General features: G+C 41.7%; 11 protein-coding genes. 8 read left to right on the top strand and 3 right to left on the bottom strand.

Features of this window, described 5'->3' with window-relative positions; genetic code table 11:
• The first annotated feature begins 461 nt into the window (after nucleotides 1-461).
• From BV902_RS13450 to BV902_RS13440, 3 genes are all read left to right on the top strand, one after another.
• Nucleotides 462-758 carry a hypothetical protein gene (locus tag BV902_RS13450; RefSeq protein WP_075992382.1) on the top strand — a complete coding sequence of 99 codons (297 nt, stop codon included), beginning with the start codon at nucleotides 462-464 and terminating at the stop codon, nucleotides 756-758.
• A 294-nt stretch (nucleotides 759-1,052) separates the two neighbouring features.
• A complete protein-coding gene (locus BV902_RS13445; protein ID WP_075992381.1) occupies nucleotides 1,053-2,603 on the top strand; it encodes a PAS domain-containing sensor histidine kinase in 1,551 nt (516 codons plus the stop codon).
• A 5-nt stretch (nucleotides 2,604-2,608) separates the two neighbouring features.
• On the top strand, nucleotides 2,609-2,974 hold the full coding sequence (locus BV902_RS13440; RefSeq protein ID WP_075992380.1) for a response regulator: 366 nt from the start codon (nucleotides 2,609-2,611) through the stop codon (nucleotides 2,972-2,974).
• Between the two features lie 93 nt (nucleotides 2,975-3,067).
• Here BV902_RS13440 and BV902_RS13435 read toward each other — a convergent pair whose 3' ends face one another.
• Together BV902_RS13435 and BV902_RS13430 are read right to left on the bottom strand one after the other, a co-directional pair.
• Nucleotides 3,068-3,430: a response regulator gene (locus BV902_RS13435; protein ID WP_075992379.1), complete on the bottom strand. Its 363-nt coding sequence runs from the start codon at nucleotides 3,428-3,430 to the stop codon at nucleotides 3,068-3,070.
• A gap of 170 nt (nucleotides 3,431-3,600) precedes the next feature.
• A complete protein-coding gene (locus BV902_RS13430) occupies nucleotides 3,601-5,802 on the bottom strand; it encodes an ATP-binding protein (RefSeq protein ID WP_075992378.1) in 2,202 nt (733 codons plus the stop codon).
• Between the two features lie 538 nt (nucleotides 5,803-6,340).
• Between BV902_RS13430 and BV902_RS13420 the strand changes: the two genes are divergently transcribed.
• The 5 genes from BV902_RS13420 (at nucleotide 6,341) to BV902_RS13400 (ending at nucleotide 11,777) form a co-directional block, all read left to right on the top strand.
• Nucleotides 6,341-7,813 carry an alanine/glycine:cation symporter family protein gene (locus tag BV902_RS13420; protein WP_236590306.1) on the top strand — a complete coding sequence of 491 codons (1,473 nt, stop codon included), beginning with the start codon at nucleotides 6,341-6,343 and terminating at the stop codon, nucleotides 7,811-7,813.
• A 120-nt stretch (nucleotides 7,814-7,933) separates the two neighbouring features.
• On the top strand, nucleotides 7,934-8,611 hold the full coding sequence (locus tag BV902_RS13415) for a CBS domain-containing protein (protein WP_237241625.1): 678 nt from the start codon (nucleotides 7,934-7,936) through the stop codon (nucleotides 8,609-8,611).
• A 341-nt stretch (nucleotides 8,612-8,952) separates the two neighbouring features.
• The gene (gene msrB / locus BV902_RS13410; RefSeq protein ID WP_236582864.1) at nucleotides 8,953-9,951 is read left to right on the top strand and encodes a peptide-methionine (R)-S-oxide reductase MsrB; all 999 of its coding nucleotides are present in this window, start codon (nucleotides 8,953-8,955) and stop codon (nucleotides 9,949-9,951) included.
• Between the two features lie 246 nt (nucleotides 9,952-10,197).
• Entirely contained in the window at nucleotides 10,198-10,923 is a 726-nt protein-coding gene (locus BV902_RS13405; protein WP_075992375.1) for a ferritin-like domain-containing protein, read from the top strand.
• A 20-nt stretch (nucleotides 10,924-10,943) separates the two neighbouring features.
• On the top strand, nucleotides 10,944-11,777 hold the full coding sequence (locus tag BV902_RS13400; RefSeq protein WP_075992374.1) for a ferritin-like domain-containing protein: 834 nt from the start codon (nucleotides 10,944-10,946) through the stop codon (nucleotides 11,775-11,777).
• 109 nt (nucleotides 11,778-11,886) lie between these two features.
• On the opposite strand, the gene BV902_RS13395 is transcribed toward BV902_RS13400, so the two are convergent.
• Entirely contained in the window at nucleotides 11,887-12,597 is a 711-nt protein-coding gene (locus BV902_RS13395; protein WP_157626067.1) for an anti-sigma factor, read from the bottom strand.
• Nucleotides 12,598-12,648 lie beyond the last annotated feature (51 nt).

Here is a 12,648-nt window from a genome sequence, read left to right as displayed (position 1 = left end):
TCGTTTAGTTTAAAAAATAGATGTCCTGGCCATAAACATGTTTATAGCAAAAGGATAGTGAGCAATACTAGAATTATTGCCCTTATTATCAAGAGTTGGAGAATTTTACTAGCTACACATTCGAGGCGCAGAGAACGCCCTATAAGCTTTTGGAAAAGATAGATTACTTACTTTGAAAAGGTGGTTTAGATAATGCTGTTTCATTTTTACTTTGTTTAGATAGTGATTAAATCGTCGCCAACGCCAATTGAAACTACGATAAAACAAATGTAAGCATTAAAATAAAATAATGTATACTAAAATAGTAGATTTTTTTATCGATCATTGTGTTCGTTCTAATAAAGGGGACCAAAAGTCGTCGATTCGTTTTTTATTGAACTTTTTGATTTGAGTATTGTTCAATTTGAAAAGAGTATTGTTCATTTTAAAATGAATATGGTTCAATTTTTAAAGAAAAAACTATGAAAGCACAAATCGGACTCGTTATCACGGCAGTTGCCGGAGCGGCACTGCTCATATACAGACGCTGGAAACAACGTTCTGTCCAGGAATCAACAGAAAAAACAGATCACAAAGAGACGGGCAATTTAGCGAACCCACCTTCATGGTACCGCCCGCTTAAAATGCCCGACATCGACAGCATCGATATTGTGTCATTGCAATATGCCCCCGTCATGGTATCGCCCGACAGAAATGATGCGGCGCAAGGGATCAACAAACACATTGCGTATTACCATAAAGGCAATAGACATCAATAAGGCAGTGATACGGAAATATTTGAAGTTTAAGCGATTTCGAAAGCTGAAAAAGTGCCCAAGGTCAGTATACAGCGCTGAACCGCGACAATAAATGCCCGCAGTTCCGCGTTCCAGTTACATCGGTTCAGTCAGATCAAAAATAGGTGTCCTGATATCATTTGCACTGATTATATTTTCTTATATTTTCGGTAGGGATTTATACGGGTTTTGAATTTAGACATGCCAAAATCCGCTTCAATTTCAAAATTATCGACTAAATTGGGACACCTTAATTAATATGGGAGTTTAAAATATATGAAAAAAAATGCTTCCGGCATAAACAATTCAAAGCAACGTATTGAAAACAAGAACAATGATCTAGATCTTTATCTAAAAGCATTGAATTCTGCCTATTCGGGTATTATAATTACAGACAATCTGCAGTATGATAATCCCATCATTTATTGCAATAAAGCTTTCGAAACCATCAGTGGGTATGCCCACGACGAAATTATTGGCCACAACTGCCGATTTTTACAGGCTCAGGACCGTTCGCAAGCCGAACGTAAGATTATCAAAGAAGCTATTGAGCGTGGCGAAGAATGTAAGATTGAAATCCGAAATTATCGTAAGGATGGAACGCTTTTTTGGAACGAACTTTTTATTTCACCAGTGAAGAATGATGAAGGCCAGGTAACTCATTTTATTGGTGTTCAAAATGACATCAGTGATCGAAAAAAAGCGGAGCATGATCTTCGGGAAGAGAAGTCACATGTGGAGCTCAAAATACAGCAAAGAACCAAAGAACTGCAAGATAAAGAAAGCTTTCTGTCCAGTATTATTGAAACCGTACGAGAAAGTCTCTTGGTTCTCGATGCCAATTATATCGTCCTGAGCGCCAATAGGCATTTTTTAAACTCGTTTAAAGTCACCACAGAGGAAACAGTAGGAAAACTATTATTTGACCTCGGTAATCAGCAGTGGGATATTTCTTCCTTAAAAGAGATGCTCACTCGGATACTGCCCACCAATAACCCGGTTATCGATTATGAGGTAGACCATATCTTTCCTCATATTGGTCGAAAAGTCATGCTGCTAAATGCTTATCGTATTGAATTCGAGGGCCAGTACAAAGACCGAATCCTGATTGCCATCGAAGATATTACAGAAAAGAAGGAGCAGGATCGGCGTAAAGATGATTTCCTGTCGATTGCGAGCCACGAACTTAAGACACCGCTCACAACAATCAAAGGTCTCTTCCAGATCTTGCAGCGATTGAGTGCCGAAAACACCGATCCGAAGTATGTCTCAACTTTAGATAAAATCACAGCTTACATCGATCGCTTGAACCTGTTGATTTCAAAACTCTTGGATACGTCTAAAATTCAATCTGGCAATCTTGAATTGCACATGGACCCTTTTGAGATCGATAAGACCATCCAAGATGCCGTTGAAAGCATGCGGTTGGCGGCACCTGATTCTGACATCCACCTTACAGGAAATACAGGTAGTATCGTCGAGGGCGACGAGCTACAGATTATCCAAGTCCTGAACAATCTGCTATCCAATGCTATTAAATATTCACCCGAGTCGAAAAAAGTTGAAGTTAGTATCCACAAGGTAGCCAACTTTGTTAAAATCTCCGTACGTGATTATGGCATGGGCATAAGCTATCAGGATAGACTCAAAATTTTCGAGCGATTTTTTCGCGTCAGCCATATACAGAAAAAGTTTCCGGGTTTAGGCATTGGGCTCTATGTTTCGCATGAGATTATCTTACACCACAAGGGAACACTGTGGGTCGAAAGCGAGCCAGGAGAAGGATCCACATTTAATTTCACATTACCCATTGTAATCAACAAATAAAAAATATGCAGTCTAAAAAGATAATGATCTGTGATGACGACCGAGGAATACTCGAGATGCTGGAGCTATTTTTAGAACTAGAAGGATATAATGTCATATGTGAAATAAATAGCACACACCTGACAAAGCAATTAATTTCGCATAAGCCGGACCTCTTGCTGCTAGACCTCTGGATGCCCATAATTTCTGGTGACCAGCTGATTAAAATTATCCGCAGCACACCCGAAATCAAAGAAACTCCGATCATTGTGCTATCTGCAAGCGTTGATGGACCTGAAATCGCGGGGAACCTAGGAGCAAATGGCTTTGTCGCCAAACCCTTTGATTTAACCGATATCACGGATAAAATTAATAGCATACTAAAAAACTAAGTCTGCGAGTACACGCTGACTAGACACACATAAAAGCACTTTTTAATGGAAAGTGCTTTTATGCAGCTGATGTGATCATTTCAAAACAATCGCCTAGGCTTGGTCCAATTTGTCCACGAGAAGTAATAGATCGTCCAGTTCAAATGGTTTGGCCAAAAAAGCGTCGGCTCCACACGCAGAAGCAAGCTGCTTCCCACGCGAACTCGCAGACATCATGATCACCGGAATATTTTGATGTTTTTCCGAACTTCGGAGTTCACGAAGGATATCGCCACCTGACAGCCATGGCATTTCAATATCCAATAGTATAATATCAGGGTCAATTTCTTCGACAGAAGCAATAAGTTCTATGCTTTTTGACACTAAATAAACCTCTCTAAATTCATTCTTTAGAGCCAGCTCCAAAACGTGAAGGATGGTGGCATCATCATCACAAACAACAATTTTCTTTTTCATTTTTTGATTGTTTAAAAACACCGCAATGATTGAAAAATATGGTCTTGTGGGGGGATTTAAAATATAGACCTAAGCTGGGCAGATAGTTGGTTACCAAACCGTTTATATAATCTTTCTTTGAGATTTTACAAGATAGACAATTTATTGGATAAAAGTTTACGTTCCTTTTATTAAGATACTAAATGCATACGATCTGCTTCAGGTACATCTTTGAAGACGACTGAAAATGTAGTACCGACATCTAATTCGCTTTCCACGTGAATAGCTGCGTTGAGCTTATTCGCAATTTGTTTAACAATGGAAAGGCCAACTCCCGAACCTTCAAAGCCTTCTGAATTAGCCATTCGGGCAAAGATTTCAAAAATTTTGTCGCCCTCCTTCAAATCAATTCCTATTCCATTATCCTTGATATTATACCGGACCGTATTTCCCTGCCGCATGCTCTCAATGGATACCTGCGGGTTTTTTCTCTTGCTGCTGTATTTTATGGCATTGCCAACAAGGTTCAGAAATAATTGATAGATCAATGTTCTCTCCCCCAATACAGGCAGTGTTTCGCCCATTATAAATTCTAAATGAGGGACCTGGTATTGCTGTTTGCAATTTTCAACGATATTGACAATCTTGGACTCTGGATTAATTGGTTCGAACACAAAGTCTACATGATTTACCTTTGACATTTGGTAGACTCTATCCATCATATCCCGCATCAGCTGCGTCCCCTCCAAGATATTTTTCATTGACTTTGCAAGCAGTTCTTCAGAGATGTCTTTTTTATGGAGCAACATTTGTGCAGTGAGCTGTATCGTCGTCAGCGGATTTTTAAGATCATGGGTCAGCGTATAGCCAAACGTATCAAGCGCGTTATTAGAGCGCACCAGTTTCTTGTTCAATTCATCAATCTCTCCCCCACGCTGTGCTACCGCTTGCTGAATAATCTGTGTAATATTTTCAATAAAAGTAAGTTCAGAAGATTGCCATTTTTCGGCTTTTCCTTTTGTAATTTTTTTCCATGCCTCGAAAGAAGATCGTGGCGAGGGAAAGGTAATCTTTCTATCTTCGTCAACCTGCATCACTTTTTCCGGCTTCCCTGCCCAGGTCTCTTCTATTAGACGTTCTTTCCTAAAAACATATACGTACCAGTTATTTGCGGGCAGAATATTGATGCGTAGTACACCGGGATACATTTCAACATCTTCGGAAGGACCATCGCACTTAAATCTATCTGTCACAAAAAACTCCGCAGTGGCTATTTTTTCATCAATTTCTCGGAGCATTTTTTTATCAGGCACCTCACCCACCATCATGATCGCGCGATCACGTTTAATGATTAGACCCTGCCCATTCATTACCTCCATAATACGCACGGCATACTTTTCCAACACGTCGTACAAGTCGCGCTTGACCAACAAATCACTTTTTAGATCATGCTTCAGCTGCGATAGATTTTTCTGAACGTTCACCTGTTTCTTCTGAAAATCTGCCAGATAATTGTTTACAGCGTATTGTGTAAGAAAAGTACATAGATGGCGTTGTGAAAGATCGACGTGCATTGGCTCCCGATTCTGACAGGCAACAAGCCCCCAAAGCTCATCATCTACGATAATGCTAAAGCTTGCACTCGCCTTTACGCCGGCATTTTTAAGGTATTGTAAATGCATGGGTGAAAGCGCCCGAAGGCTGCAGCGTGTAAGATCGAGATCATCGGTACTCCGCCCCATCAGCGGAATCGCTTCCTCATTCACATCCGCCGTATGGCGGGCATGAAAAATACGGTAAAGCTCGCGCGCCTGTGCGGGAATATCAAATTCCGGATAACGATAATTCATCAACGATTCCAGCTCAGCAGTCTTGCTCTCTGCAATAACCTGTCCACTATTATCTTCCAAAAAGCGATACACCATCACCCGATCATAGTGAATAATGTCCTTAATCAATTCAGTCAATGCCTGCCAGCAAGAGTTTCCGCCACTCCGGTCATCTAAATGCTTTGCATAATAATATAATTTGGTCGTTTTGACAGCGAGAGGATTGCAGGCCTCTATTTCAAGATAAATTTTGCCATCATATCTATAGAGACTTAAAAAATAATCGTTTTGAAGGATAGTCACCCGATCGGAATACCTGGCAAACATGCTGTCGGAAACTGCCTGTTCAATGTTCTCTCCTCGAAGTTCAAATGAAGGAACTATCCGATGAAGAACATCATCTACAGTCATGCCCAGCATTGCGGAGTATTCTTCACCTGCAATAGCGGCACAGTTTTCGCTTACTCCGATACACTTATCGTCTTCAAAAATAAACAGATACCCAAAAGACTGTATATTTCCACACAGGTGAATTTTTTCCTCATGACAATTAATTTCACGCATAAAGCTACTGATATATTAAATAAAAATATGGTAAAATCAACAGTCCTGTCCTCCATCAATGCTATCATATGGTTACTAATTTACAAAATTAATCTGACCTATCGAAACTTGCACCATTCACTTTAAAACCTGAGTAAAAACGAACTGTCTATCTACGCAATACTCAACCGTAACCAAAAAGCAACGCCTACATCTCCTTCAGATAGCCCCACAATGATTGCCAATACCAAAAGTGTAAGCACCTCTGTAATCATCGTCCCTCCGACTGTAATATTGACGGCAGATTTTTTTGCTCTCCCAAGGTGCTGATCATGGGATATACAATTAAAGTATGGGACGATAATAAAGCTGCAAATAAAATCGATGATAGTACAAGGATATTTATCTCTCGAAAAAAATGCGGACCTATGGAATTGAAAACTCGCGTCTCAATGGCTATATGTCACAAGTCTATAATAAATACAAAATATATAAACAAAATCTATTCAATTATTAGAGCAGCCTTAGCAGGATTTCCCTATTTTTAAACAGCCTACCAATGCAATTAAACAATATGGAAGAATTAATCAATAAAATTTATGATATCATCTGGAGTGATGCACTTGTCTACCTCTGTCTACTGACGGGCATCTACTTTACGGTGCGATTTCGCTGCCCGCAGCTTATGCAGATAAGAGAAATGGTGCGATTGCTTTTTAATGGAAATAGTTCCGACAAAGGCATCTCTTCGTTTCAGGCCTTTTCGCTTGCTATTTCGGGGCGCGTTGGCACAGGCAATATCGCTGGCGTCGCTACAGCGATTGCTATGGGCGGGCCGGGCGCTATTTTTTGGATGTGGGTAATTGCGTTTTTAGGCAGTGCGTCGGCCATTGTCGAAGCTACCCTTGGTCAGATGTACAAGGAGGTAAACGATGGCGAATATCGGGGCGGACCTGCATTCTACATCCTGAAAGGATTACGATCCAAGACTTTTGCCTGGACCTTTGCAATCGTGACGATCATCAGTACCGGATTTTTATTGCCAGGTGTGCAGAGCAACAGTATCAGCGCAGCGGTCGAGTCCGCTTTCCATGTGTCGCCGAGTATCACCGGATTGGCTATTGCCGGGCTATTAGCGATTATTATCATCGGTGGAGTAAAGCGGATCAGCACCGTTGCCGAATATGTTGTGCCGTTTATGGCGGGCGCCTATATTCTTATGGCTCTAGTTATTATTGCCCTCAACTTCACAGAGATTCCTGGCGTTATCGCCCTGATTGTAAAATCGGCTTTGAACATGGAAGCTACTTTCGGCGCTATCGCCGGCATGGCAATTTCGTGGGGTGTCAAGCGCGGTATTTATAGCAACGAGGCCGGTCAGGGCACAGCTCCACATGCGGCAGCAGCCGCAGAAGTATCACATCCGATCAAGCAAGGCCTGGTCCAAGGATTTTCGGTGTATGTGGATACCATGTTTGTATGTACTGCTACAGCTTTAATGATTCTCTTTACCGGCCAGTACAATGTTGAAAATCCAGCCGGAGGATTTCTCGTTCAACATCTTCCGGCTACGGAAATGGGACCAGCGTTCACCCAACAGGCCGTGTCACATCATTTCCCCAGCATTGGAAATGCTTTCGTCGCGCTGGCACTGGCCTTTTTTGCGTTCACGACTATTATGGCTTATTACTATATCGCCGAAACCAACATCAGCTTTGTTAGCCGAAAAAAACAACATAAAACCGTACTTATCTGGATTCTGCGACTGCTCATATTAGGATCTACCTATGTCGGATGTATCAGTACAGCCAAATCTGCCTGGACCCTGGGCGACATTGGTGTCGGTCTCATGGCTTGGCTCAACCTGATTGCAATACTCCTGCTTCACAAAAAAGTTGTCGCCATCTATGCAGATTACCGGGAGCAGCAGAAGTCCAAGAAAGACCCTGTATTCGACAATTCCAAATTTCAATTTCCGAACATGGACCTATGGTCCAAAAAGAACACGCAACACGATGAGCCAATTGATTAATCTTACCGTATTCAAAAATTTTTTCAAGTCAAGTATCGCTGGCGGCATTCTAATATTTATTTGTGTCATTTTATCATTGATCATCGCCAATACTGCTGCTGGTTCTGGGCTGCAAACGTTTTGGATACGCTTGCAGAGCTGAACGTTCCTAATTTTGTTGTAGCTGGTATGGCCGGCGCCCTGAGCGGCATTATGCATGCGCCTTTGACCGGTATGTTCCTTATTGCAGAGGTGACCGGTGGCTACACATTGATGGTCACTTTGATGCTTGTCTGTTCGATATCTTACCTCATCAATAGAACAATGCTCAAGCATTCGATCTATACCAAGGTGCTCGCAGAATCAGGTGATTTGATCTCTTATGAAGATAAAGATCGTTCCGTATTAAGCATGATGCGCATCAAATACGTTTTGGAAACGAACTTTGTGATTTTGCGTCCCGATGAAACCCCTAAATCTAGGCAGCACGATATTATTCATAGCAAAAGAAATATATTTCCCATTGTGAGCCATGATGGCAAATTCATCGGACTAGTCAACAGCGAATATTTATTCTCGATTCTACTTGGTGAATTGGATGGTCTGGATACAGCATTTGAAAAATTGGCTCAAAAGCCCAATGATATCGTTGTTATTCATGAAAGTATGGAATCTGTGATGTCAAAAATGAACAAAAAAGACACCTGGATCCTTCCGGTGCTTGGACCTGAGCAAAAATATCTGGGCTTTGTATCCAAATCTAGTGTATTAAATAAATACCGGGCACTGCTAATCCGCCAAGGGCATTACCTCGAATAGGAAACAATAACCGTCCAATTAAGTTTAACAATAGATTTCTTTCGGTAACTATATTGTATTGTCTGCTTCAGGTAAAAAAGTACCTCTGTCTAAAAATTCTCTATCGATGTTTATGGAATTCCATCTCTAGACATATCTTACCAATAACGAAGCAAATATCCTCAATTTTAAATTGATTAAAACCAATTCGGACCTTTACATCGTATATTAAAAAACAAGAATGGAGAAACGCTATGAAACAGGTATTTTTATTATTATTACTAGGATTAGGCTTATTTATGCTCAGCAAATTTGGCTTTTCACAGAAAACTAATGATTCCAAAATAATTAAAAAACAAGCTATGAACCCTACTGGCGAGAAAGATCAGGTTATTTATTTTGCAGGGGGATGTTTTTGGGGTACGGAGCATTTTCTTAAGCAGGTCCGTGGGGTGACCGCTACCGAAGTTGGTTATGCCAATGGCAATCTAAAAAACCCAAGCTATGAGCAGGTTTCCACAGGAAAAACGGGCTTTGCGGAGACTGTCAAAGTCACTTACGATCCACAAGTCGTTGACTTAAAGCTGCTCGTAGATTTATTCCTAAAGACTATTGACCCGACCTCGCTCAATAAGCAAGGAAACGATATCGGAACACAATATCGTACCGGCATATACTATACAAGCGATTCAGCCATTCCGGTTATCAAGGAAAGCCTTGCCGAACTGGCCAAAAAATATCCGGCAAAAATAGTTGTTGAACTGGAACCCTTACAAAATTACTACGACGCTGAGACATACCATCAAAAATATCTCGACAAAAATCCAGGCGGCTACTGCCATATTGATCCGGAATTATTCGAGTTGGCACGAAAAGCCAATCCTTCTCCCGCCAAAGATTCAGCCTCGCAGCAAACTTATAAAAGGAAAGACCAAAGCACATTAAAAAAAGAACTTACACCACTACAATATGATGTAACCCAAAATCAGGCAACCGAGCGTGCCTTTGATAATGCATACAATGATGAGTTCAGAGATGGCATTTATGTAGACATTACTACCGGTGAACCACTATTTGTCTCGACCGACAAGTTTGAATCAGGTTGTGGATGGCCCAGCTTTTCCAAACCGATCAATCCAGATTTAGTCGAAGAATTAGCGGATAATTCTCACGGCATGCGCCGCACGGAAGTACGTAGTAAAACTGGCGACGCTCACTTAGGACATGTCTTTGATGACGGCCCTGCTGACAAAGGGGGGCTGCGCTATTGCATCAATAGTGCCTCTCTCCAATTTGTGCCTAAAGAAGAAATGAAAGCCAAGGGTTATGGAAAATATTTGCCCTTGCTAGCCAAGAAGTAAATGGTATGGCATAAATGGCTCTTAGCAAAAACTGATGCAAGTCTGCATCAGTTTTTTTGTGCGCTGCTATCCCGAGCAGTACCGTAATAAGCGATCGGCTTACATGTGAAACGATCGTTATTTACAACAGCTAAAACCTCCATAAAAAAAAAAATTAAAAAAAAATAGAATGATGAAATCCAAGCTATCCAAAAAGTCGTAAATGGTTATAAGTACAGAAAATTATAAGACTTAAAGACTTTTGTTATGGAAAAGACAACAAAGCCCCACAATGATTCACTATTGCATTCCAATAGCGAAATTGAAAAAAGGGATCTTCGCAGAAGGGATTTCCTAAAATTTGCAGGCGCTAGCGCTGCATCATTAGCCATCCTTGGTATGTCCAGTTGTAAAAAAGATCATGATGACGATATGGATAATGGTGGTAAGGGTCTATATTTTGGAAGTGGCGATATTGCTATTCTCAACTACGCATACGCACTCGAACAGCTTGAAGCCGCCTTTTATATTCAATTGGTCAATAACCCCTACGCTGGCATGACAGATATGGAAAAGGCATTCTTTACCGATATCCGTGATCATGAGATTGCCCATCGCGAATTTTTTAAAGTTGCACTGGGTGCCAAAGCAATCTCCAGCCTTGATTTAAATCTTTCGGGTATTAATTTCAATAGCCGGGAAAATGTTCTGGCAACGGCCAAAACATTTGAAGACCTGGGCGTTTCGGCGTATAACGGTGCAGGATGGCTTATTAAAGATCCTAATTACCTATTATTGGCAGGCAAGATCGTTTCGGTCGAAGCGCGGCATGCTGCTTGGGTACGTGACATGATAGACAATGGCAGTTTTGCCAATATGGAAGTTGTCGATTCCAATGGTCTCGATGTTGCCAAAAGCCCCAGTGTTGTACTGAGCGCTGCGGCACCGTTTATCAAATCGAAAATCGATGTATCGGATCTACCCACTTATTAATCACCCAAAACTCAATTATCATGAATCTTTTAAACGTTTTTGAACAAATAAATGCTGTAGATCCTGAGTTCAGCGATCGCATCAGCCCACGTCGCGAAGCAATTAAAAATCTAGCTTCCATGAGTAAAAAAGTAACGCTGGCAGCACTACCCTTTTTCGTTAGTGAACTTTTCAAAAAAGCTTATGGTGCCACAGCTCCAACGGATGTAAATGGTGTCCTAAATTATGCATTGACTCTCGAATATTTAGAAGCAGAATATTATTCTATAGGAGTTGCCAAAGCTGGACTCATCCCCTCGGGCAAACCGCTTGGAGCCATTACGACCATACGGGATCATGAGGTAGCTCACGTGAACTTTCTAAAGCAGGTATTGGGTAGTAAGGCTGTTTCAAAGCCGACATTTGATTTCACCGCTGGCGGCACATTTGGAAATGTCTTCAGCGATTATGATACATTTTTAGCGGTTGCTCAGGCATTTGAAGATACCGGAGTGAGAGCATATAAGGGACAGGCAGGCATCTTGCTTGGCAACCGCGTTGTTCTTACTGCAGCATTACAGATCCACTCTGTCGAAGCGAGGCATGCCTCCCATATCCGACAAATGCGCCGCGCACGCGGCGGTGGTGCTGCAAATCAAAAGCCTTGGATTACGGGGTCCAACGATACGGGTATCGGTGCCGTCGTAGATCCTATTTATGCAGGTGAAGATAATGTAAAGCAAGCAGGCGTTGACATAACTTCGCTGTCTGGCTCCATGGGCAAAATCTCAACTAGTGCAGCAACACAATCTTTTGATGAGCCATTAACCGCAGAAGCTGTACTTAATATTGCAGGTTTATTTATCAAAGCTTAACAAAAGTCTTAATCTACCTGTGAAAACGGCCCCGATTTGGTTTACAAATTGGGGCTTTTTCGTGCTATTAAAACATGACCGACAGTAAAAAATTTAAGAGAATAAGGTGCTAAATATTTCCCATCACGCAGAGCTCAGTTAGCGTAGGGCTAGGTTTCCCACCTTCATCCTCCAACGTAATGGCGAAGGCCTGCGCTTTGGCAACATCAAGCATTTTACTGGCCATCTGATTGCTGGCAGCCACCGGAAATACACCAGCACTGACCGGCTGTCCGTCTACCATGGCCCACAGCTGATACTGTTTACCCTTGGGAGGAACGGGCATATGTTCAAGACTCAAGTATACTGCTTTAGATTGCTGGTCCCAGTAAACTAGTGCGTGCAAATCTGGTTTGGTCTCAACCCCTTTTAAAGAAATCGTTTTAATGGCCGGATTCTGAATGAGTGCCCATTTGTCCTGCAATACAGCTAACGCAGTTTGCTCCGAATTTAGTTGTGTATTAGTTTGAGCAAGCATCTGTCTATCCTGTTGTTGCTGCTGATAAAAGAATAGATTTGCGCCAGCACTAAGCGCAAGCAAAACACTTGCTGCGATTGCCCACCCATAAGATCTTAGCGATGCCATCTGAGCCGTCTGCTCTTCAGTGCTGGAATTTGGTAGTGACGTATCATATTCATCCGATGAAATAATCACCGTGGGAGGAAGATCTGCTGCATCATTCTTCCCAACGAGGTTTTCATCTTCAAGCCTAGCCCAGATCTTTTCCTTCAGGGAAATAGGCATTGCCACCGCCTGGATCTCAGCCAAGTTCTCGAGCATTTTTTCAGCTTCGATTACTGCTTCATCCACTGCGGAATTATTTTTACGAAT

The organism is Sphingobacterium sp. B29 (assembly GCF_001952815.1).
Classification (GTDB): Bacteria; Bacteroidota; Bacteroidia; order Sphingobacteriales; family Sphingobacteriaceae; genus Sphingobacterium; species Sphingobacterium siyangense.
This window is presented reverse-complemented; position numbering and strand designations above follow the sequence as displayed.